The organism is Burkholderia sp. THE68 (assembly GCF_009938265.1).
GTDB lineage: Bacteria > Pseudomonadota > Gammaproteobacteria > Burkholderiales > Burkholderiaceae > Caballeronia.
Window position 1 is genome coordinate 1,117,630 of the sequence record NZ_AP022315.1, and the last position, 22,492, is coordinate 1,140,121.

The window sequence follows — 22,492 nt, forward strand, 5'->3', positions numbered from 1 at the left end:
CGCTCAGAGAATCGGCGAGAAAAGCCGCGCGACGTGCATCGCCATGCGTCGCCAGAACGCCTTGCCGCGGTAGTCGTTGCCGTCGATCTCGAAGGCGAGCGCGAAGTCCGCGCGCAGCATCGCTTCCACCTCGTTGGCGAACGCGCGATCGACCGTCAGCACGGTGATCTCGAAGTTCAGGCGAAACGAGCGGTTGTCGAGATTCGCGCTGCCGATCGCCGCGGCGATATCGTCGACGAGCACGACTTTCTGATGCAGGAAGCCCGGTTCGTAACGGAAGATGCGTACGCCGGCCTGCCACAGATCGTACGCATAGAGCCGGGACGCTGCGAACACCACGCGATGATCGCGCCGGCTCGGAATCAGGATGCGTACGTCAACGCCGCGCATCACCGCGAGCCTGAGCGCCGAGAACACGGCTTCGTCGGGAATCAGATAAGGCGAGGTGATCCAGATGCGCTCGCGCGCCGCGTTGATCGCCTCGACGAAAAAGAGCGAGCAGGTTTCCTGTTTGTCGGCGGGGCCGCTCGACAGCACCATGCAATGCATGTTGCCGTCGGAGGGCGGCGCGGGACCGAGTTCGGGCAGGCGCTGGGTCGCCCAGTACCAGTCTTCCGTGAAGACGAACTGGATGCTCGCGACCGCCGGTCCGCGCACTTCCACATGGGTGTCGCGCCAGGGCGAGAGGCGCGGATTGCCGCCGAGATACTCGACGCCCACGTTGTGCCCGCCGATGAACGCGCATTTGCCGTCCACCACGACGATCTTCCGATGATTGCGGAAGTTGATCTGGAAGCGGTGCACGAACTTGCGCGTGGCCGCGAACGGATGCGCCTCGACGCCGCCCGCGCGCAGCGCGTTGACGTAGCGATGCGGCAGATCGAAGCTGCCGATGCTGTCGTAGAGAAAATAGACGCGCACGCCGGCCTGGGCCTTGCGGATCAGCGCGTCCTTGAGCATGTCGCCGAGCGCGTCGGCGCGCACGATGAAGAACTGCACGACCACGTAGCGTTCGGCCGCGGCGATGGCATCGAGGATCGCGGCGAAGGTGGCGTCGCCGTTGATGAGCACGCGCGCCGAGTTGCCGCGCAGGAACGGCATGCCGGAGAGGCGCTGCAGCGTGCGGATGGTCGGATTGCCAAGATAGGCGGCCGGTCCCGGCGCAATCTCTCCGCGCGCGCCCGAGGAATCGATGAGCGGGGCGCTCTCGGGCGCATCGCTGCGCGCGCCCGAGTCCCATTCGGCGGGCTTCGAACGGTTGCGCAGGATTTCGATCTCCAGCCGCCGCTCGTCGATATACCCCGCGAACTTGCTGCGGCCGAGGAACAGATAGGGAATCAGCGTGAAATAGGGCATCGCGACGAGCGACACCGCCCACGCCACCGCGCCTTGCGACGTGCGTGTGTTGATGACGGCATGGATCGCGGCGATCACGCCGAGCACATGCGCGGCCATCACGAGCGTGCCGAGGTGTAGCCAGTCGGATGCTTGCATAAGCGCGAGAGGGAGCCTGATGGCGATTTGCCATCTTACCCAACCCTTTCGCGCGAAGTGTTAGCGATCGTTGCAGCGCGTGTCGCCGCAACGATCGCCAGGGTGCAGGCTTCAGGAGGGAAGGTCGGCGGCCTGGATCAGGAACACGTTGTCGTCGCCGGCGCTGGTCGAGAGCCACACGAGATCGAGACCGCCCAGCGCTGCCTCGACGTTCGGCCGCTCGTTGCCGATTTCGACGACGAGCACGCCGTCCTCGGTGAGCCAGTTGCGCGCGTCGCGCACGATGCGCCGCACCACGTCCATGCCGTCCGCACCGCCCGCGAGCGCGAGTTCGGGCTCGTGCCGGTACTCCTCCGGCAGCGCCTGCATCGCGTGGGCGTTGACGTACGGCGGATTCGTGATGATCACCTCGTAGCGCTCGGCCGACAGCGGCGCGTACAGATCGCCTTCGTGGAGGCGCACGCGTTCGTTCAGACCATATTCGTCGACGTTGCGGCGCGCGACCGCGAGCGCATCGGCGGAGATATCGACGGCATCGACATCCGCGTTCTCGAAGGCCTGCGCCGCGAGAATCGCGAGACAGCCCGAGCCGGTGCACAGTTCGAGCACGCGCGTGACCTGATCGGGATCGGCCACATACGGTTGCAGACCGTCCTGCAGCAGCTCGCCGATGAACGAACGCGGCACGATCACGCGCTCGTCGACGTAAAAGCGGCGGCCGTGCATCCACGCTTCCTGCGTGATGTACGCGGCGGGAATGCGCTCTTTCGCGCGGCGCTCGATCACTTTCATGACGGCGTCGATTTCGTTGTCGAGCAGGCGCGCGTCGAGGAACGGTTCGAGCGTGTCGAGCGGCAGATGCAGCGTGTGCAGGATCAGGTACGCGGCTTCGTCGTAGGCATTGGTCGAGCCGTGGCCGAACGACAGGCCCGCTTCGGTGAAGCGCGAGACGCCGAAGCGCAGCAGGTCGCGCACGGTGGTGAAGGGCAGCGCCATCGAAGGCTCCTTTTTATTGTGTGAGATTGAATTCAGGCGATCAGCTGTTCGAGCACACGGCGGTACACGTTCTTCAACGGCTCGATGAAGCGCACTTCGACATGCTCGTCGATCTTGTGGATCGTGCCGTTGGGCGGGCCGAACTCGACCACCTGATCGCAGATTTGCGCGATGAAGCGTCCATCGGAGGTGCCGCCCGTGGTAGACAGTTCGGTGCGCACGCCGGTTTCATCGGCGATGGCCTTTTCGAGCGCATCCGAAAGCTCGCCGCGCGGCGTGAGAAACGGCAGGCCGCTCACGATCCACTTCAGATCGTAGTCGAGACCGTGCTTGTCGAGAATCGCGCGCACGCGGCTTTGCAGGCCTTCCACCGTGCTCGCGGTCGAGAAGCGGAAGTTGAACATCAGATCGGCGTGGCCGGGAATGATGTTGGTCGCGCCCGTGCCGGAATGCAGGTTGGAAACCTGCCAGGTCGTCGGCGGAAAATACTCGTTGCCGTCGTCCCAGCGCTCGGCGACCAGCTCGGCCAGCGCGGGCGCGAGCAGATGCACCGGGTTCTTCGCGAGATGCGGATACGCGATATGCCCCTGCACACCCTTGACGACGAGCTTGCCGGTCATCGAGCCGCGCCGGCCGTTCTTGACCATGTCGCCGAGCGTGGCGTTCGAGGTCGGCTCGCCGACGATGCAGTAATCGAGCCGCGTGCCGCGCGCTTTCAGCGCTTCGACGACCTTGATCGTGCCGTCGGTGGCGGGGCCTTCTTCATCGCTCGTGATGAGAAACGCGAGCGTGCCGCGGTGCTCCGGATGCTTTGCGACGAACTCCTCGCTCGACACGACGAACGCCGCGAGCGACGCCTTCATGTCCGCCGCGCCGCGCCCGTAGAGTTTGCCGTCGCGGTGAGTGGGCGTGAAGGGCGGCGAGGTCCATTGTTCGAGCGGACCGGTCGGCACGACATCCGTATGGCCGGCGAACGCGAGCAGTCGGGCCGAAGCGTCCGTGCCGCGCTTCACGGCCCACAGGTTGGTGACGCCGCCCGATTCAATCGTTTCGCATTCGAAGCCGATCGCTGCGAGCCGCTCGATCATGAGCGCCTGACAAGCCTGATCGTCGGGCGTGACGGATGCGCGTTCGATCAGCGCTTCGGTGAGGGAGAGGGTGCCGGACATGGTCGATTCACGTGAGTGCGATAAAAAATGCCGGCGCGCGGGCCGGCACTCGTAGCGATTTTGCGATGACCGTCGAGTTCACAGTCATCGCTCTGGCTCAGACGAAGAGCGTTTCGAACTGCTCGGCGGAAAACCCGAGCGTTTTCACGCGCCCGTTCACCACGACGACGGGCCGCTTGATGATCGACGGCTTGTGGATCATCAGCGCGATCGCGCCGGAGGTGGTGTCGGCTTCGGCCTTGTGCACGTCGGACAGGCCGCGCCAGGTGGTGCCGCGCTTGTTGATGAGCTGCTCGAGCGGCACGTCCTTGAGCCAGTCCTGAATCAGCGCGTTCGACACGCCGGCCTTCTTGAAGTCGTGAAACTCGAACGGCACGCCGTGCTCTTCCAGCCACACGCGCGCTTTCTTCACGGTGTCGCAATTCGGAATGCCGTAGACGACCGTGGTCGGAGTGGAACCGCGCGCCACGATCAGTCGCCTCGCAGCAGTTCGTTCAGGCCGACCTTCGCGCGCGTCTTGGCGTCGACCTTCTTGACGATCACCGCGCAGTACAGGCTGTGCGAACCGTCCTTCGACGGCAGATTGCCCGCGACGACCACCGAGCCCGCCGGAATGCGGCCGTAGCTGACTTCGCCGGTTTCGCGGTCGTAGATCTTGGTCGACTGGCCGAGATACACGCCCATCGAGATGACCGAGTTCTCTTCGACGATCACGCCTTCCACCACTTCCGAACGCGCGCCGATGAAGCAGTTGTCCTCGATGATGACCGGGTTCGCCTGCAACGGCTCCAGCACGCCGCCGATGCCCACGCCGCCCGACAGATGCACGTTCTTGCCGATCTGCGCGCACGAGCCGACGGTGGCCCAGGTGTCGACCATCGAGCCTTCGTCGACATACGCGCCGATGTTGGTGTACGACGGCATCAGCACGACGTTCTTCGCGATGAACGAGCCGCGGCGCGCGATGGCCGGCGGCACCACGCGAAAGCCGCCCGCCGCGAAGTCTTCCGCCGTGTAATTGGCGAATTTCGAAGGCACCTTGTCGTAGAACTGCGAGTAGCCGCCGGCGGGCATCGGCGCATTGTCTTCCAGGCGGAACGACAGCAGCACGGCCTTCTTGAGCCACTGATTCACGATCCATTCGCCGTCGCGCTTTTCGGCGACGCGCATCTGACCTTTGTCGAGCTGTTCGATCGCGTGCGCGACGGCTTCGCGGACTTCGGCGGGCGCGGCCTTGGGCGACAGCTCGGCGCGGTTTTCCCAGGCGGTATCGATGATGCTCTGAAGTTGTTGCGACATAGTGGTATCAAGGATGGAGGATTGGGCCGGTCAAGCTCATGACTTGAGCGAGCGGCAGAATTCGACGATGCGGCGGGCTCCTTCGACACATTCTTCGTTCCCGGCCACGAGCGCGATGCGTACGAAGCCCTCGCCGGGATTCGTGCCGTGCGCGCTGCGAGCGAGAAAAGAGCCCGGCAGAACCGTCACATTATAGTCGGCGTACAGGCGCGCCGCGAACTCGGTATCCGTGAGTCCGGTGCCCGCGACGTTCGCCCAGAGGTAGAACGCGGCGTCGGGCAGACGCACGTCGAGCACGTCGGCGAGCATCGGCGTGACCGTCTGGAATTTTTTCAGATACTTGGCGCGGTTGTCGCGCACGTGCGTTTCATCCTGCCACGCGGCGATGCTCGCGCGCTGAAATACCGTCGACAGCGCCGCGCCGTGATACGTGCGGTAGAGCAGGAAATCCTTCAGGACGGACGCGTCGCCCGCGACGAAGCCCGAGCGCATGCCCGGCACGTTCGAGCGCTTCGACAGGCTCGACAGCATCACGAGGCGCTCGAACCCGCGCTTGAGCAGGCGCGCCGCCTCGAGGCCGCCGAGCGGCGGATTGGTTTCGTCGAAATAGATTTCCGAGTAGCACTCGTCCGACGCGATCACGAAACCGTGCCTGTCCGACAGCGCGAAGAGCTCGCGCCAGTTCTCGAGCGTGAGCACCGCGCCGGTCGGGTTGCCCGGCGAGCAGACGTAGAGCAGTTGCGTGCGCGCCCAGATGTGATCGGGCACCGCGGCGTAATCGCACGCGAAGTTGCGCGCCGGGTCGCTGTTGACGAAGTACGGCTCGGCGCCCGCGAGCAGGGCCGCGCCTTCGTAGATTTGATAGAACGGGTTCGGACAGAGTACGATGGGCGGTTCGGCGGCATTCGTCGTCCGGCTGTCGATCACGGTCTGCGCGAGCGCGAACAGCGCCTCCCGCGAGCCGGACACGGGCAGCACTTCAGTGGCCGGATCGACCGATTCGAGGCCGTAGCGCTGCATGACCCATGCCGCGATCGCCGCGCGCAGCGGCTCGCTGCCGAGCGTCGCCGGATAAGAGGCGAGGCCGTCGAGCGCATTGATCACCGCATCGCGGATCAGCGCGGGCGTCGGATGCTTCGGCTCGCCGATGCCGAAGCTGATCGGCGTGAATCCGGCGCGCGGCTCGACGCCCTTGAAGAGCACGCGAAGCTTTTCGAACGGATAAGGCTGAAGTTTCTTGAGAAGTGGATTCACGGCGTGACCGGTAAGCAGTGAGCGATGCGCGCGAGGCGAAAAGCGCCTGCGAGGGCGGCATCGGAAGACGTCGAACGGACGCGAAACAAGCTCACGATTATAGCGCGCGGCCCCGGCTCGCAAGCGGGCAGCGGCGCGCGGCACGAAGGACAAAGCACAGAATGACGGCAACAAAAAAAGGATGGGGCGCATGGCCAACGCTCGCGATCATGATCGGCGCGTCGGTATGGGGCCTCGTCTGGTATCCCATGCGTATGCTCGCCGCGATGGGCCTCTCCGGCACCGCCGCCAGCGCGACCACGAGCGCCGCCGCATGCGTCTTCGTGCTGCTCGCGAAGCGCCGCTCGCTCAGCACGCTGTCCTGGCACTGGCTGCTCGTCGCGCTCGGCGTGGCGGCGGGCGTGACCAATATCGGCTTCGTGTGGGGCGCGATCCACGGTCAGGTGATGCGCGTGCTGCTGCTTTTCTATCTGACGCCCGCGTGGACCGCGATCTTCGCGCACTTCATCCTGAAAGAACGGCTGACGCGCGCCGACGCCGCGCTGTCGCTGCTGTCGCTGGCGGGCGCCGTGACCATGCTCTGGTCGCCCGAACTCGGCATGCCGCTGCCCGCCGATCTTGCCGAATGGGCCGGTCTCATGGGCGGCATGGGTTTCGCGATGAGCAACGTGCTCGTCGTCAAGGTCACGCGCACGCTGCCCGCGATGAAACCCGAGATGCGCACCGCGGTGATCTTCGGCGGCGCGGCGCTCGTCGCCTGCGTCATCACGCTGTTCGAGCCGATGCCCACGCCGCCCGCCGCCGCGCTGCTGCCCACGGTGGCGTTCATCGTGATCGGCTTGGGCGTCGTGCTCGCGGTGAACAACATGATCGTGCAGGTGGGCCTCGCACGCGTGCCGGCCAATCGCGCGTCCATCATCATGCTGTTCGAGCTCGTCGTCACCGCGCTGTCCGCGTGGCTCTTCGCGGACGAAGTGCCCGGTCCGCGCGAGTGGGCGGGCGGCGCGTGCATCGTCGTGGCGTGCGTGCTGTCGGCGTGGGTGCATCGGCAGGGTGCGCAGCGTTCGCCTCCCGCGCCCGAGGCGCTCGACATCGCCGGACACGCGCCGGAAAGCAAAAAGAAATCGACTCGCGCGATGGTATGATGGTGTCCGCTTCGCCGGGACACGCATGAGTCTTCGCGTGGCGTGACCGAATGCGATCGACGGGCCGCGACGCTCGTCTGCCATCTATCCTCCGTCATCAATTCAAAACAGCGATATCGCCGTGCGTCTGACCTCGATAAAACTCGCTGGCTTCAAGTCCTTCGTCGATCCCACGCATTTTCAGGTCCCCGGCCAGTTGGTCGGCGTGGTGGGACCGAATGGCTGTGGCAAGTCCAACATCATCGATGCCGTGCGCTGGGTGCTCGGCGAATCGCGCGCCTCCGAATTGCGCGGCGAATCGATGCAGGACGTGATCTTCAACGGCTCGACGGCGCGCAAGCCCGGCAGCCGGGCAAGCGTCGAACTCATTTTCGATAACGCCGACGGCCGCGCCGCCGGTCAGTGGAGCAGCTACGGCGAAATCGCCGTGAAGCGCGTGCTGACGCGCGATGGCACCTCCAGCTACTACATCAACAATCTGCCCGCGCGCCGCCGCGACATTCAGGACATCTTCCTCGGCACGGGTCTCGGCCCGCGCGCCTACGCGATCATCGGGCAGGGCATGATCGCGCGCATCATCGAGGCGAAGCCGGAAGAGCTGCGCGTGTTTCTCGAAGAAGCCGCGGGCGTGTCGAAGTACAAGGAGCGCCGTCGCGAGACCGAGAACCGTCTGCATGACACGCGCGAGAACCTGACGCGCGTCGAGGACATCGTCCGCGAGCTGTCGAACAATCTCGAGAAGCTCGAAGCGCAGGCGGTCGTCGCGACGAAGTACAAGGAATTGCAGGCCGAAGGCGAAGAGAAGCAGCGTCTTCTGTGGCTCTTGCGCAAGAAGGAAGCGGGCAACGAGGCCGAGCGCCAGCAGCGCGCGATCCGCGAGGCGCAGGTCGAACTCGAAGCGCAGACCGCGCGTCTGCGCGAAGTCGAGGCGCAACTCGAAACGCTGCGCGTCGCGCATTACAGCGCGAGCGACGCGATGCAGGGCGCGCAAGGCTCGCTGTACGAAGCCAACGCCGAAGTGAGCCGGCTCGAAGCGGAGATCCGCTTCATCGTCGAATCGCGCAATCGCGTGCAGGCGCAGATCGCCGCGCTCACCGCGCAGCGCGAGCAGTGGCAGGTGCAGGCGCAGAAGGCGCGCGATGAAATCGATACCGCCACCGATGCCCTCGCCGAAGGCGAAGAGAAGGCCGCGATCGCCCAGGAAAACGCGGCCGCGAAGCACGACGCGCTGCCCGCGCTCGAAGCCCGCTGGCGCGACGCGCAGGCGCAGCTCAACGATGAGCGCGCGGGCATCGCGCGCGCGGAGCAGGCGCTGAAGCTCGAAGCGGCGCATCAGCGCAACGCGGATCAACAGCTTCAGCAACTGCAGCAGCGCCAGGAGCGGCTCAAGAGCGAAGCGAAAGGGCTGGACGCACCCGACGAAGCGCATCTCGAAGAGCTGCGCATGCAGCTCGCCGAAAACGAAGAGATTCTCGGCGAAGCGCAAGCGCGCCTCGCCGATGCGCAGGAAACGGTGCCGCGTCTGGACGCCGGGCGCCGTGAAGCGCAGGAGCGCGTGCAAAAGGAAAGCGCACAGATCCACCAACTCGAAGCGCGCCTCGCTGCTCTGAAGCAGCTTCAGGAAAGCGTGCAGACCGAAGGCAAGATTCAGCCGTGGCTCGACAAGCACGAGCTCGGCGCGCTGCCGCGCCTCTGGAAGAAGCTGCACGTCGAGACCGGCTGGGAAGCGGCGCTCGAATCGGTGCTGCGCGAGCGTCTCGCCGCGCTGGAAGTATCGAATCTGGACTGGGTCAAGGCCTTCGCCACCGATGCGCCGCCCGCCAAGCTCGCGTTCTATTCGCCGCCCGTCGCGGGCAAGCCGGTCGAGACGGCGCAAGGCCTGCGCTCGCTGCTGTCGCTCGTGCGTATCGACGATCCGGGTCTGCGCGCCGTGCTCAACGAATGGCTCGCCACGACCTTCGTCGCCGACGACATCGGAGCCGCGCTGGCATCGCGCAATCAGTTGCCGGAGGGCGCCGCGTTCGTCGTGAAGGCGGGACATATCGTAACGCGCGTGGGCGTGCAGCTCTACGCGGCGGATTCCGAGCAGGCTGGCATGCTCGCGCGGGCGCAGGAAATCGAGAACCTCACGAAGCAGGTGCGCGCGCAGGCATTGTTGTCCGACGAAGCTAAAGCCAGCGCCGTGCGCGCCGATGCCGCGCACACGCAAGCCTCGCAGACGCTCGCGGAGGCACGCGCCGCCGCCGAGCGCGCGACGCAGCGTGTCCACGCATTGCAGCTCGACGTGCTCAAGCTCGCTCAGGCGCACGAGCGCTACACGCAGCGCAATACGCAGATCGGCGAGGAACTCGAAGAGATCGCCGCGCAGATCGAAGAGCAGCGCGCGTTGCGCGCCGAATCGGAAGCCGCGTTCGAGCGTCACGATGGCGAGATCGCGCAGTTGCAGGCGCGTTTCGAGGACAACCAGCTTGCGTTCGAATCACTCGATGAAGCGTTGACCAGCGCGCGTCATGAATTGCGCGAGTTGGAGCGCGCGGCGAGCGATGCGAGTTTCGCGGTGCGCGGCCTGTCCGCGAAGATCGACGAATACAAACGCAACATCGAGACGGCGCACGACCAGAGCGAACGCATTGCGGGCGCGCTGGAAGATGCGCGCGCCGAGCTCGAAACCATCAACGAGCAGACGGCGCAGACCGGCCTGCATGACGCGCTCGAAGTGCGCGCGGCGCGTGAGGAATCGCTGCACGCGGCGCGCGTCGAACTGGACGATCTCACTGCGCGGCTGCGTCAGTCCGACGAGCAGCGTCTCATGGCCGAACGCTCGCTGCAGCCGTTGCGCGACAGGATCAACGAACTGCAGTTGAAGGAGCAGGCGGCGCGCATCAGCGGCGAGCAGTTCGTCGAGCAGTTGCAGGCGGCGGGCGTCGACGAAGCCGAACTCGCCGCGAAGCTCACGCCGGACATGAAGCCGTCGTATCTGCAAGGCGAGGTCACGCGCCTGAACAACGCGATCCTCGCGCTCGGGCCGGTCAACATGGCCGCGCTCGAAGAGCTCTCGGCGGCGACCGAGCGCAAGCATTTCCTCGATGCGCAATCGGCCGATCTGAACAACGCCATCGGCACGCTGGAAGACGCGATCCAGAAGATCGACCAGGAAACGCGCGCGCTGCTGCAAGGTACGTTCGACGAGGTGAACCGTCACTTCGGCGAGCTGTTCCCGCGTCTGTTCGGCGGCGGCCAGGCGAAGCTCATCATGACCGGCGACGAAATCCTCGACGCCGGCGTGCAGGTGATGGCGCAGCCGCCCGGCAAGAAGAATTCGACCATTCACCTGCTTTCGGGCGGTGAAAAGGCACTGACCGCCACCGCGCTCGTGTTCGCGATGTTCCAGCTGAATCCCGCGCCGTTCTGTCTGCTCGACGAAGTGGACGCGCCGCTCGACGACGCCAATACGGAACGTTTCGCGAACCTCGTGCGCGCGATGTCGGCGAAGACGCAGTTCCTGTTCATCTCGCACAACAAGATCGCGATGGAAATGGCGCAGCAACTGATCGGTGTGACGATGCAGGAGCAGGGCGTATCGCGCATCGTCGCGGTGGATATGGAAGCCGCGTCGGGTTTCGCGCAGAACGGCTGAAGCCTCGCGTTGCGCAACAGTTTTGATTGAGTGAAGGGCCGGACGATGATCCGGCGGCGTGCGCCAGACGCGGAGTGGCGCGCATCGGCCAGGCGGCGGCGAGAAGCCGGAACGCGGCGCGATGCGTGCGACAGATCGCGCGGTGCTTCGTAACTTGAAAAAGAATAGTGGAGCCTGCATGGACGAGTTGACTCTCGGTTTGATTGGAGCCGGAGCCGTGGTGGTGGGCGGCGTGGTCGTGTACAACGCGTGGCAGAGCGCGAAGGTGCGCCGCAAGATGCCGCGTCCGATGCCCGACGAAGCGGCGGACGCACTTGCCCGCCAGGAAGCGGACGACGAGCAGCCGTTCATCGAGCCCGTGCGTCAGTCGCGCCGCGAGCCGGTCGCGGGCGACGATGCCGCCGCCGATCAGCCGCGCGACGCGCGCATGGAGCCGAGCTTCGGCAGCGCGAATCCGGCGCCGTCGGTTGCGCCGGCCGATACAGCCGTCGATCTCCAGGCCGAGGCGACCTCCGCCAATGGCGCGGCGCAAGAAGCCGAAAGCGACACGGAAGACGAACGTGCCGAACCCGTGATGCCCGCCGCAACGACGATTTCATCGGCGCCGCCGGCGGTGGTGGATCGCCGTATCGATTGCGTCGTGCCGATTCGTCTCGCCGCGCCGGTCGCGGGCGATCGCGTGATTCCGCTCGCGCAGCGCCTGCGTCGCGCGGGCACGAAGCCCGTGACGATCGAAGGCAAGAGCGAGGGCGAGAGCGCATGGGAGTTGCCGCGCAACGGCGTGCGCTATGACGAACTGCGCGCGGCCGCGCAACTGGCGAACCGCAGCGGGCCCCTGAACGAACTCGAATTCTCCGAGTTCGTGACCGGCGTGCAGCGCTTAGCCGACGCAATCGACGGCGCGCCCGAATTCCCCGACATGATGGAAACCGTCGGCATGGCGCGCGAGCTCGACGCGTTCGCCGCGCAATGCGACGCGCAACTCTCGATCAACATTCTCTCCGACGGCGCGCCGTGGTCCGCGAACTACGTGCAGGCGGTGGCGTCGCAGGACGGTCTCCTGCTGTCGCGCGACGGCACGCGGTTCGTGAAGCTCGACGCGAAGCAGAACCCGGTCTTCATGCTCCAGTTCGGCGACACCAACTTCCTGCGCGACGACCTGACCTACAAGGGCGGCCAGATGATCACGCTGGTGCTCGACGTGCCCGTCGCCGATGAAGACATCCTGCCGTTCAGGCTGATGTGCGATTACGCGAAGTCGCTGTCGGAGCGCATCGGCGCGCGCGTCGTCGACGATCAGCGCCGGCCGCTGCCCGAATCGGCGCTGCTCGCCATCGAAAAGCAGTTGATGACGCTGTATGCGAAGCTGGAGCAGGCGGGCATTCCGGCCGGCTCGCCCGCGACGCGGCGTCTTTTCAGCCAATAGTGCCGCGCCGCGCGCGTTCGAAGAACCGCGCTCGCGTCAGAGAATCGCGCCCCAGCCGGGGCGTTTTTCTTTGCGTGCGCGCCGCCGCACCGACGCCCGCAGATAGGCCGTTCGGCCGATGCCACCATTTACCGATCTTCTGAGACAATCGAACGGTCGGTTGACGAACTTACCCACTTTCTCAAGCCGCATGTCCGCAAAAACAAAAGCCGAATCCGCCGCTGCCGCCAGGTCGGAAGCCGCCGTGCCGAGCGCCGATCGTCCGGCCGAACGCGCGGCGTGGTTGCGCTCCGAGCTGGAGCGCGCGAACTACGCGTATTACGTGCTGGATCAGCCGGATCTGCCCGACGCCGAATACGACACGCTGTTCAAGGAGCTTCAGGGCATCGAGGTCGAACATCCGGACCTGATCACGCCTGATTCTCCGACGCAGCGCGTAGGCGGTGAAGTCGCCGAAGGTTTCACGCCGGTCGTCCACGACGTGCCGATGCTTTCGCTCAACAACGGCTTCGCGGACGAGGACATCGCCGCATTCGACAAGCGCGTGTCCGACGCGCTGGGTCACGTGCCCGTCGAGTACGCGTGCGAGCTGAAGTTCGATGGACTCGCGATTTCCCTGCGCTACGAGGACGGCCATTTCGTGCAGGCCGCGACGCGCGGCGACGGCGCGACCGGCGAAGACGTCACGGCGAACGTGCGCACCATTCGCTCGATTCCGCTCACGCTGAAGGGCAAGAACGTGCCGAAGCGGCTCGACGTGCGCGGCGAAGTGCTGATGTTCAAGCGCGACTTCGAGCGCCTGAACGCACGCCAGCGCGACGCCGGGCAGCGTGAATTCGCCAATCCGCGCAACGCGGCGGCGGGCGGTTTGCGCCAGCTCGACCCGAAGATGACCGCGCAACGCTCGCTGTCGTTCTTCGCGTACGGCATCGGCGTGCTGGAAGGCGCCGAGATGCCGGCCACGCATGCGGCGCTGCTCGACTGGTACAAGGAAATGGGCTTGCCGGTGAATGCGGAGCGCGCGGTCGTGCAGGGCGCGGATGGCTTGCTCGCCTTTTTCGGCAAGGTCGGCGAGAAGCGCGAAAAGCTGCCGTATGACATCGACGGCGTCGTCTACAAGGTCGATCGGCGCGATGAGCAGGACAAGCTCGGTTTTGTATCGCGTGCGCCGCGCTTTGCGCTCGCGCACAAGTTTCCCGCGCAGGAAGCGTTGACGGAGTTGCTCGCGATCGACGTGCAGGTGGGCCGCACCGGCGCGATCACGCCGGTCGCGCGGCTCGCGCCGGTGTTCGTCGGCGGCGCGACGGTCACCAACGCGACGCTGCACAACGAGGACGAGGTGCGCCGCAAGGACATCCGCATCGGCGATACGGTCATCGTGCGGCGCGCGGGCGACGTGATTCCCGAAGTCGTCGGCGCGCTGCTCGAGCGCCGTCCCGCCGACGCGGGCGAGTTCGTCATGCCGACGCAATGCCCGGTCTGCGGCTCGAAGATCGAGCGTCTGCCGGACGAGGCGATCGCGCGCTGCACGGGCGGGCTGTTCTGTCCGGCGCAGCGCAAGCAGGCGCTGTGGCATTTCGCGCAACGCCGCGCGCTCGACATCGACGGGCTCGGCGAGAAGATCATCGATCAGCTGGTCGAGCAGAATCTGGTGCGTACGCCCGCCGATCTCTTCAATCTGGGTTTCTCGACGCTCGCGGCGCTCGACCGTTTCGCCGACAAGTCCGCACAGAACCTGATCGATTCGCTGGAAAAGGCGAGCAAGACGACACTCCCGCGCTTCATCTATGCGCTGGGCATCCGGCACGTGGGCGAATCGACGGCGAAGGATCTGGCCAAGCATTTCGGCTCGCTCGATCCAATCATGGCGGCGTCCGTGGAAGAGTTGCTCGAAGTCAATGATGTCGGTCCGATCGTTGCTGAGGCCATTCACAACTTCTTCGGCGAAGCGCACAACCAGCATGTGATCGAGCAGTTGCGCGCGAAGGTGTCATGGCCGGAAGGACCGCCCGCGCCCAAGGCGCCGCAGGGCGTGCTGGCGGGCAAGACCGTTGTGCTGACGGGCACGCTGCCCACGCTGTCGCGCGAGCAGGCGAAGGAAATGCTTGAGGCGGCCGGCGCCAAGGTGGCCGGCTCGGTATCGAAGAAGACCGACTACGTCGTGGCGGGCGCCGATGCGGGCAGCAAACTCGCGAAGGCCGAGGAACTCGGGGTCCCGGTTCTCGACGAAGACGGCATGCACAAGCTTTTGGAAGGAGTCACTCCATGATTCGCGAAATCCTGAAGATGGGCGATCCGCGCCTTTTGCGCATCGCGCAGCCGGTCGAGCATTTCGACACGCCCGAACTGCACGCGCTCGTGCAGGACATGTTCGACACCATGCGCGACGCCAACGGCGCGGGCCTCGCCGCGCCGCAGATCGGCGTCGACCTGCAGGTCGTGATCTTCGGCTTCGGGCACAACGAGCGTTATCCCGACGCGCCGTCGGTGCCGGAGACGGTGCTCATCAACCCGATCATCACGCCGAACGGCCATGACATGGAGGAGGGCTGGGAAGGTTGCCTCTCCGTGCCTGGCTTGCGCGGCGCGGTGCAGCGTTTCTCGATGATCCGCTATCAGGGCTTCGACCAGTACGGCAGCGCGATCGAGCGGCTGGCCGAGGGCTTTCACGCGCGCGTCGTGCAGCACGAGTGCGACCATCTGATCGGCAAGCTCTATCCGATGCGGATCACCGACTTCTCGAAATTCGGCTTCACGGAAGTGCTCTTTCCGGGGCTCGATCCGGTGCGCGACGAGTAACGCCGCGCGTTTCGGGCCGCAACGAAATCGAGTGGAAGGCCGCTTCGCGAGGAGCGGCCTTTTCTTTACGCCAGCGTCTTGGTACTGCCGCTTAAATCGGGTTGACGGAACAGGGCGACATGCTCCGGATTCGCCGACGCTTGCAGACGTCCGTCGGGCAGGCGCGCGACGACCATCTCACCGACGCCGGGGCTCATCACGACGACTTCGTCGCGCAGGGCGAGCAGGGCTTCGAGCCGTCGTCGGCCGCTTACGATCTCCAGACCGGTTCCTGTCTCACGAACGATGATCTCAACTGACATGGCGATTCTCCCTCAATGCCGTTCAACGATGCTGATCCTGCCGTCTTCCACCTGACCCGGCGCGCATCCGCCTGACAGGTGTATCGGATCGATGATTCATTTTCTTTAATCAGAAAGCGGCAGGAAACAAAAAGGCACGATCGGGACTGCATCGTGCCTGTTTTTTCGCTGAAATGTCGCATTTTTGCGACGCAGCATGAGTCTGCACGTACGTTCGGTCGACGTACGTGCGGACGTTTCGGTTTGCTTAGAAACTCTCGTTCGGTGCGAGATAGCGCCATTGACCCGGCGGCAGAGCGCCGAGTGCGACGTGGCCCATGCGGACGCGTTTCAGGCCTACGACTTCCAGCCCGACCAGCTCGCACATGCGGCGAATCTGGCGCTTCTTGCCTTCACGCAGCACGAAGCGAAGCTGTTCGCCGTTCTGCCAGCTTACCTGCGCCGTTTTGAGCGGCACGCCGTCGAGTTCGAGACCGTGGCGCAGCAACGCAAGCTGCTCGGCGGGCAGATGCTGATCGACATCGACCGTATGCTCGCCGAGGCGCACGCGCACGAGATATTCCTTGTCGACTTCCGAATGACCGCCGATCAGCTGCTTCGCGATGCGGCCGTCCTGCGTGAGCACGAGGAGGCCCGTCGAATCGATGTCGAGGCGGCCTGCGGGCGCGAGCGTGCGCAGATGTCCCGGCGTGAAGCGGATGCCCGAACGGTCCTCGTTCCAGTGATTGGCCGGGTTGATGAGCGTCACGGCCGGTTCGTAGCCGTCTTCCGCCTGACCCGACACGTAGCCGACCGGCTTGTGCAGCAGGATCGTGACGAGTTGCGATTGCGCGGAGCGCGCGGCGGGCAGCACCTCGATGTTCTGGGTCGGACGGATGCGCGAGCCGAGCGTGTCGATGACTTCGCCATCGACGAGCACCCAGCCCTTTTCGATCCATTCGTCGGCTTCGCGGCGTGAGCAGAGGCCGAGTTCCGACATCACCTTGGACAGGCGGACGAGGCCATCGTGATGGTCGCGATGCTTCGGCGCGGATTCCGCGGCGGGTGTTGCTGGTTTAGCTTCGGACTTCGGCGAAGGCTTGCGCGTGTCGCTGCGATCGTCGCGTTTGGCAAACGCGCGATCGCCATCGTCGCGGCGCGGCGGGCGGGTTCCGGGCGCGCGGTCCTCGCGAGGTTTGAACGGGCGGTCTTCGGGCGATCTGCGCGTGCCGCGCTCGCCGAACGCCGGGCGCGAATCGTCGCCGCGTGGTTTGAACGGGCGACGTTCTTCGCCTGCTGGCGGCCGGCCTTCGAACGACTTGCGTGGCCCGCGCTCGCCGAGCGGCGGGCGCGAATCATCGCCACGCGGTTTGAATGGGCGACGTTCATCGCCTGCCTGCGGACGGCCTTCGAACGACTTGCGCGGCCCGCGCTCGCCGGACGCCGGGCGCGAGTCGTCGCCACGCGGTTTGAATGGGCGACGTTCTTCGCCTGACTGCGGACGGCCTTCGAACGACTTGCGCGGCCCGCGCTCGCCGAACGCCGGACGCGAGTCATCGCCACGCGGTTTGAACGGGCGGCGTTCATCGCCTGACTGCGGACGGCCTTCGAACGACTTGCGCGGCCCGCGTTCGCCGGACGCCGGACGCGAGTCATCGCCACGCGGTTTGAATGGGCGACGTTCATCGCCTGCCTGCGGACGGCCTTCGAACGACTTGCGCGGTCCGCGCTCGCCGAACGCCGGACGCGAATCATCGCCACGCGGTTTGAATGGGCGACGGTCATCGCCTGCCGACGGGCGGCCTTCGAACGACTTGCGCGGCCCGCGCTCGCCTGACGCCGGACGCGAATCATCGCCACGGGGTTTGAACGGGCGACGTTCATCGCTTGCCTGCGGCCGGCCTTCGAACGACTTGCGCGGTCCGCGCTCGCCGAATGCCGGGCGCGAATCATCGCCACGCGGTTTGAACGGGCGACGTTCATCGCTTGCCTGCGGCCGGCCTTCGAACGACTTGCGCGGTCCGCGCTCGCCAAATGCCGGACGCGAATCATCCCCACGCGGTTTGAACGAACGACGTTCATCGCCACCCGAAGCACGCTCGCTCGACTTGCGCGGTCCACGCTCCCCAAACGCCGGACGCGAATCATCGCCACGCGGCTTGAACGAGCGCGGTTCGCGCTTGCCCTCCGCCGGCTGGCCCGCGCGCTTCGGACGCGCTTCCTCCGGCGCGCTCGCGCGAGCAGGCTTGCGCCCGGTGGTCGTGCCGGCACGAACCGGGGAGCGCGTCGCCGATGTGGGACGCGGATGTTTGGCTGTCAGTTTGACGCGCATAAAGTCTCAGGCTGCGATCGCGCGCAGCAGTTCGGTTTCCACCTGGATCTGGGTGCGGTTGTTCGACAGGCTCTTGCCGTCGATCAGGAATACGTCCTCGACGCGTTCGCCGAGGGTGTTGATCCGTGCCGCCTGCACGCCGATCCGGTGTTGCGCCAGCACGCGCGCGATCGAATAAAGAAGGCCCTGCCGGTCGTTGGCCGACACGGACAGGATGTAGTACTGGCCGCGATCGTCGGGACGCAGGTCCACGCGCGGCGTAATCGGAAACGTGCGGACGAGCCGCGACAAGCGACCCTTCGACGGTTCCGGCAGAATGCGTTCGTCCGCGAGCAGCGCGGCCAGTTGCTGTTCGACGAGATTGGCGATGTCCCGATAACTCCCGTCGTGATCCGGATGCGCGACGAGGAAGTTGTCGAGCGCGTAGCCGTGGCGCGTCGTCGTCACGCGCGCATCGAGCACGGACAGGCCGTTTTTGTCGAAATATCCGCAGATGCCGGCGAACAGATCCGGCCGGTCCTTCACGTAGACGAGCACCTGCAGCGCCGCGCCGATGGGCGAGGGCCGCGCGCGCACGATCGGCTCATCGCTCTCGACGTGACGGTAGAGCACGCGCGTCTGCCACGCGATATCGGCCGGATCGTGACGCAGAAAATAGCCGACATCGAGTTGATCCCACAAGCGCTTTTGCGCGTGCTCCGGCACGGTTTCGAGCCGAAGGAGCGCGAGCGCGGCTTCCTGACGCGACTTGAGTTCCGAGTGCGTGTCCGGCTGCGCGCCGCCCAGCACCGCGTGCGTCGCGCGGAAAAGATCTTCCAGAAGCTTGCCCTTCCAGTTGTTCCAGACCTTCGGACTCGTGCCGCGGATGTCGGCGACGGTCAGCAGATACAGCGCCGTGAGCCGCCGCTCCGTCTTCACGACCGAAGCGAATTGCTTGATGACTTCCGGATCGCTCGTGTCCTGTTTCTGCGCGACCTGGCTCATGGTCAGATGCTGCTGCACGAGCCACACGACGAGTTCCGTATCCTCGGCGCCGATGTCATGCTCGCGACAGAAGCGCCGGGCGTCGGCCATGCCGAGCGTCGAATGGTCGCCGCCGCGGCCCTTGGCGATATCGTGGAACAGCGCGGCCACGTACAGCACCCACGGGCGCTCGAAGTTGCCCATCAACTGGCTGCAGAACGGATACTCGTGCGCGTGTTCGGCAATCGCGAAGCGCCGCAGATTGCGCAGCACCATCAGGATGTGCTGGTCGACGGTGTAGACGTGATAGAGATCGTGCTGCATCTGCCCGACGATGCGCCGGAAATTCAGCAGATAGCGCCCGAGCACGCTCGTCTGGTTCATCAGGCGGAACGCGTGCGTGATGCCTTCGGGCTGCTTCAGGATTTCCATGAAGAGCCGGCGGTTTTCGGGATCGCGCCGCCAGTCGCGGTCCATCAGATCACGGGCGTTGTAGATCGCCCGCAACGTGCGCGCGGAAAAGCCCTTGATGCCGCGCGTCTGCTCGTAGAGCAGGAACGCTTCGAGAATCGCGTGCGGCTCGCGCTCGAAGACATCGTCGCGGGCGATTTCCAGCATCCCTTGCTTCTCGACGAAGCGACCGGAAATGACGCGGGTGATGCCGCTCGTCGACGGGAAAAGCTGCGCTTCGACGTTCTGGATCAGGATCGTCGCGAGCTGCGTCACGGCTTTGGCGGCCCAGTAGTAGCGGCGCATCAACTGCTCGCTCGCGCGCTTGGCGGCGGTCGCCTCGAAGCCGAAGCTCTCCGCGAGCGGCGTCTGCAGGTCGAAGACGAGAATGTCCTGGCGGCGCTTCGCGATCACGTGCAGCCGCGCGCGCAGCGCCTTCAGGAAGCCTTCGTTGCGGCGCAGTTCACGCGCTTCGCGCTCGGTGATGAGCCCGCGCAAGTCGAGTTCGCGCCAGCTGCTGCCGAAGCCGGCCGCGCGCGCGATCCACAGAATCAGTTGCAGATCGCGTAGCCCGCCCGGACTTTCCTTGATGTTCGGTTCGAGGCTGTACGGCGTGTCCTGGAATTTCGCGTGCCGCTGGCGCATTTCCAGCACTTTCGCCTGAAAGAACGCGCGCGGGTCGAGTGTTTCGCGATAGCGCGCCGAGAAGCGCTGGAACAGCTGCGTATCGCCGCAGATGCGCCGCGCTTCCAGCAGCGACGTCTGCACCGTGATGTCGTTGCCCGCCTCGGCGATGCATTGCTCGACCGAGCGCACGCTGCTGCCGATGTCGAGCCCCAGATCCCACGCCATGCCGATGAAACGTTCGACGCGGCCGTTCAGTTCGGCATCGTTCGTGTGCGGCGAAGCCTCCGGGAGGAGCACGAGGATGTCGACGTCGGAATAGGGCGCGAGCTCGCCGCGCCCATAGCCGCCGACCGCGACGAGCGCGGCGCCATCGGGCATGTCGCAGGCGGCCCAGGCGCCCTTGAGGGCGTCGTCGGTGGCGCGGGCGAGGGCGTGCATCAGCGGCTCGACGTTCGAGGTCGCCTCGAAGCGTACGATCAGCGCCGCCTTCGCCGCCTTGTAGGCGGCGCGCAACGTTTCACAGGGCGTGGCGACGGCGGCAGTGACGCTCATGGATGGACCGGACGGTGGCGAGGAACGGCGAAGGGATGCGCCCGCGTGCAGCGATGGCGGGCGCCGGAAGACGCGGAATCAGGCGGTGGCCGCGATCAGTTGCGACGGCGCCTGCGTGTCCGCCGAGACGGTCAGCACTTCGTAGCCAGTCGGCGTGACGAGCACGGTGTGCTCCCACTGCGCCGAAAGGCTGCGGTCGCGCGTCTTGACGGTCCACTGGTCGGGCATCGTGCGGATTTCACGGCGGCCGGCGTTGATCATCGGCTCGACGGTGAAAATCATGCCCGCCTGCAATTCGATGCCCGTGCCCGGACGGCCGTAGTGCAGCACTTGCGGCTCCTCGTGGAACACCTGCCCGATGCCGTGGCCGCAGTATTCGCGCACGACGCTGTAACCCTGCGCTTCGGCGTGCTTCTGGATCGCCGCGCCGATATCGCCGAGATGCGCGCCGGGGCGCACCTGATCGATGCCGAGCCACATGCAGTCGAAGGTCGTCTGCACCAGGCGTTTCGCCAGAATCGAGCCCTCGCCGACGATGAACATGCGGCTCGTATCGCCGAAATAGCCGTTCTTGATGACGGTGATGTCGATATTGAGCGCGTCGCCGTTCTTCAGCACCTTCTCGCCGGGGATGCCGTGACAGATCACGTCGTTCACGGAGATGCAGGTGGCTTTCGGGTACGGCGGATAGCCGGGCGGCTGATAATTGAGCGGTGCGGGAACGGTGCCCTGTTCCTTCACCATGTATTCGTGGCAGAGGCGATCGAGTTCCTCGGTCGTCACGCCGGGCGTGATATGCGGCGTGATGAAATCGAGCACTTCGCTGGCGAGCCGGCAGGCGACGCGCATCTGCGCGATATCGTGGTCGTTTTTCAGCGTAATGGACATGACTTGGCTCAGAAATGCTTGTATGCGGCAGTGAGCCGCGAAAGCGGCATTATCGCACCTTAAGAAATGCGCCGCACCCGGATAGTTTGGGGCCGCAAGCGCGGTGGCAAGGTGCCGGCGGGGTGCACGCGGGAAATCCGGTCCGGTCGTGCGGCTTGAGCCGACCAATCCTCACATGCTATACTCGCAGGCTAAGTCGTAATCCATCTTGCCGTCACGATCTTCCGGGACAATCGGATCATCTGAACGCAGTCACGGATCACGGCTTGGAATGTAGTTTCAAGTCGATTAGCAAGCCGGCGCACCCAGGGTGTCCGGCGTCCGGAAAGCGAAAAAACCGGGCGCGGGATGCGGCAGCCGGCTTAAGACCCAACCCTCGCGGAGAATTTCCATGGCAGTCACGATGCGTCAAATGCTGGAAGCGGGTGTCCACTTCGGTCACCAAACGCGCTTCTGGAACCCCAAGATGGCCCCGTACATCTTCGGTCATCGCAACAAGATTCACATCATCAACCTCGAAAAGACCCTGCCGCTCTACAACGACGCGCTGAAGTACGTGCGCCAGTTGGCAGCGAACCGCGGCACGATTCTTTTCGTCGGCACGAAGCGCCAGTCGCGCGACACCATCGCGCAGGAAGCAGCGCGCGCCGGTATGCCGTTCGTCAACGCTCGCTGGCTCGGCGGCATGATGACCAACTTCAAGACGCTGAAGGTTTCGATCAAGCGCCTGAAGGACATGGAAGCAGCGCTGGAATCGGGTGAAACCGAGCGCATGAGCAAGAAGGAAGCGCTTCTGTTCGAACGCGAAATGGCCAAGCTGCAAAAGTCCATCGGCGGCGTGAAGGACATGGGCGGCATTCCTGACGCAATGTTCGTCATCGACGTCGGCTACCACAAGATCGCTGTTACCGAAGCGAAGAAGCTCGGCATTCCGGTCATCGCCGTGGTCGACACGAACCACTCGCCGGAAGGCATCGACTACGTGATCCCGGGTAACGACGACGCGTCGAAGGCCGTGGCACTGTACGCCGAAGGCGTCGCTGACGCGATCCTCGAAGGCCGCGCGAACGCGGTGAACGACGTGGTCCAGGCCGTGCGCAACGGCGAAGGCGACGAGTTCGTCGAGGTCAACGCAGAGGCGTAAGCGCGCCCTGCGGCCGACAAAAAAGGGGGCTTTGCG

16 protein-coding genes are annotated in these 22,492 nt (G+C 65.4%); 6 read left to right on the forward strand and 10 right to left on the reverse strand.

Annotation, left to right across the window (positions count from 1 at the left end; translation table 11 throughout):
• Positions 1-3 precede the first annotated feature (3 nt).
• From cls to dapC, 6 genes are all read right to left on the reverse strand, one after another.
• Positions 4-1,494: a cardiolipin synthase gene (gene cls, locus BTHE68_RS05310; RefSeq protein ID WP_162065448.1), complete on the reverse strand. Its 1,491-nt coding sequence runs from the start codon at positions 1,492-1,494 to the stop codon at positions 4-6.
• Positions 1,495-1,605: 111 nt separating this feature from the next.
• Positions 1,606-2,490 (reverse strand): 50S ribosomal protein L3 N(5)-glutamine methyltransferase, encoded by an 885-nt coding sequence (prmB, locus tag BTHE68_RS05315; RefSeq protein WP_162065449.1) that lies wholly within the window; start codon positions 2,488-2,490, stop codon positions 1,606-1,608.
• Between the two features lie 32 nt (positions 2,491-2,522).
• Complete coding sequence (dapE, locus tag BTHE68_RS05320; RefSeq protein WP_162065450.1) at positions 2,523-3,659, reverse strand: succinyl-diaminopimelate desuccinylase; 1,137 nt, start codon at positions 3,657-3,659, stop codon at positions 2,523-2,525.
• Positions 3,660-3,756: 97 nt separating this feature from the next.
• Positions 3,757-4,128, reverse strand: coding sequence for an ArsC family reductase (locus BTHE68_RS05325; RefSeq protein ID WP_162065451.1), 372 nt, complete (start codon positions 4,126-4,128; stop codon positions 3,757-3,759).
• Between the two features lie 2 nt (positions 4,129-4,130).
• Complete coding sequence (dapD, locus tag BTHE68_RS05330; protein ID WP_162065452.1) at positions 4,131-4,958, reverse strand: 2,3,4,5-tetrahydropyridine-2,6-dicarboxylate N-succinyltransferase; 828 nt, start codon at positions 4,956-4,958, stop codon at positions 4,131-4,133.
• 36 nt (positions 4,959-4,994) lie between these two features.
• Positions 4,995-6,212 carry a succinyldiaminopimelate transaminase gene (gene dapC / locus BTHE68_RS05335; RefSeq protein ID WP_162065453.1) on the reverse strand — a complete coding sequence of 406 codons (1,218 nt, stop codon included), beginning with the start codon at positions 6,210-6,212 and terminating at the stop codon, positions 4,995-4,997.
• A 161-nt stretch (positions 6,213-6,373) separates the two neighbouring features.
• On the opposite strand from dapC, the gene BTHE68_RS05340 reads away from it, so the two are divergent.
• From BTHE68_RS05340 to def, 5 genes are all read left to right on the forward strand, one after another.
• Positions 6,374-7,357 (forward strand): DMT family transporter, encoded by a 984-nt coding sequence (locus BTHE68_RS05340; protein ID WP_162065454.1) that lies wholly within the window; start codon positions 6,374-6,376, stop codon positions 7,355-7,357.
• 121 nt (positions 7,358-7,478) lie between these two features.
• Positions 7,479-10,994, forward strand: coding sequence for a chromosome segregation protein SMC (smc, locus tag BTHE68_RS05345; RefSeq protein ID WP_162065455.1), 3,516 nt, complete (start codon positions 7,479-7,481; stop codon positions 10,992-10,994).
• A gap of 178 nt (positions 10,995-11,172) precedes the next feature.
• Entirely contained in the window at positions 11,173-12,420 is a 1,248-nt protein-coding gene (locus tag BTHE68_RS05350; RefSeq protein WP_162065456.1) for a cell division protein ZipA C-terminal FtsZ-binding domain-containing protein, read from the forward strand.
• Between the two features lie 190 nt (positions 12,421-12,610).
• The gene (gene ligA, locus BTHE68_RS05355) at positions 12,611-14,689 is read left to right on the forward strand and encodes an NAD-dependent DNA ligase LigA (RefSeq protein ID WP_162065457.1); all 2,079 of its coding nucleotides are present in this window, start codon (positions 12,611-12,613) and stop codon (positions 14,687-14,689) included.
• On the forward strand, positions 14,686-15,219 hold the full coding sequence (gene def, locus BTHE68_RS05360; protein ID WP_061175663.1) for a peptide deformylase: 534 nt from the start codon (positions 14,686-14,688) through the stop codon (positions 15,217-15,219). Before ligA ends, def begins: the two co-directional genes overlap by 4 nt.
• A 65-nt stretch (positions 15,220-15,284) precedes the next feature.
• Here the strand turns inward: def and BTHE68_RS05365 are convergent, their stop codons facing one another.
• The 4 genes from BTHE68_RS05365 to map form a co-directional block, all read right to left on the reverse strand.
• Positions 15,285-15,521 (reverse strand): hypothetical protein, encoded by a 237-nt coding sequence (locus BTHE68_RS05365; protein WP_162065458.1) that lies wholly within the window; start codon positions 15,519-15,521, stop codon positions 15,285-15,287.
• A gap of 247 nt (positions 15,522-15,768) precedes the next feature.
• Positions 15,769-17,832, reverse strand: a complete 2,064-nt coding sequence (locus BTHE68_RS05370) for a pseudouridine synthase (RefSeq protein ID WP_162065459.1) — start codon at positions 17,830-17,832, stop codon at positions 15,769-15,771.
• A gap of 6 nt (positions 17,833-17,838) precedes the next feature.
• On the reverse strand, positions 17,839-20,424 hold the full coding sequence (locus BTHE68_RS05375; RefSeq protein WP_162065460.1) for a [protein-PII] uridylyltransferase: 2,586 nt from the start codon (positions 20,422-20,424) through the stop codon (positions 17,839-17,841).
• Between the two features lie 78 nt (positions 20,425-20,502).
• On the reverse strand, positions 20,503-21,324 hold the full coding sequence (map, locus tag BTHE68_RS05380) for a type I methionyl aminopeptidase (protein ID WP_286202784.1): 822 nt from the start codon (positions 21,322-21,324) through the stop codon (positions 20,503-20,505).
• 379 nt (positions 21,325-21,703) lie between these two features.
• Between map and rpsB the strand changes: the two genes are divergently transcribed.
• Entirely contained in the window at positions 21,704-22,456 is a 753-nt protein-coding gene (gene rpsB / locus BTHE68_RS05385; RefSeq protein ID WP_061175658.1) for a 30S ribosomal protein S2, read from the forward strand.
• The last annotated feature ends 36 nt before the right edge of the window (positions 22,457-22,492 follow it).

What these genes read in the sequence shown, in the direction of transcription:
- cls (WP_162065448.1), bottom strand. Translation starts at nt 1,494, where the DNA reads ATGCAAGCATCCGACTGGCTACACCTCGGCACGCTCGTGATGGCCGCG.
- prmB (WP_162065449.1), bottom strand. Translation starts at nt 2,490, where the DNA reads ATGGCGCTGCCCTTCACCACCGTGCGCGACCTGCTGCGCTTCGGCGTC.
- dapE (WP_162065450.1), bottom strand. Translation starts at nt 3,659, where the DNA reads ATGTCCGGCACCCTCTCCCTCACCGAAGCGCTGATCGAACGCGCATCC.
- dapD (WP_162065452.1), bottom strand. Translation starts at nt 4,958, where the DNA reads ATGTCGCAACAACTTCAGAGCATCATCGATACCGCCTGGGAAAACCGC.
- BTHE68_RS05340 (WP_162065454.1), top strand. Translation starts at nt 6,374, where the DNA reads ATGACGGCAACAAAAAAAGGATGGGGCGCATGGCCAACGCTCGCGATC.
- BTHE68_RS05350 (WP_162065456.1), top strand. Translation starts at nt 11,173, where the DNA reads ATGGACGAGTTGACTCTCGGTTTGATTGGAGCCGGAGCCGTGGTGGTG.
- ligA (WP_162065457.1), top strand. Translation starts at nt 12,611, where the DNA reads ATGTCCGCAAAAACAAAAGCCGAATCCGCCGCTGCCGCCAGGTCGGAA.
- def (WP_061175663.1), top strand. Translation starts at nt 14,686, where the DNA reads ATGATTCGCGAAATCCTGAAGATGGGCGATCCGCGCCTTTTGCGCATC.
- BTHE68_RS05365 (WP_162065458.1), bottom strand. Translation starts at nt 15,521, where the DNA reads ATGTCAGTTGAGATCATCGTTCGTGAGACAGGAACCGGTCTGGAGATC.
- BTHE68_RS05370 (WP_162065459.1), bottom strand. Translation starts at nt 17,832, where the DNA reads ATGCGCGTCAAACTGACAGCCAAACATCCGCGTCCCACATCGGCGACG.
- BTHE68_RS05375 (WP_162065460.1), bottom strand. Translation starts at nt 20,424, where the DNA reads ATGAGCGTCACTGCCGCCGTCGCCACGCCCTGTGAAACGTTGCGCGCC.
- rpsB (WP_061175658.1), top strand. Translation starts at nt 21,704, where the DNA reads ATGGCAGTCACGATGCGTCAAATGCTGGAAGCGGGTGTCCACTTCGGT.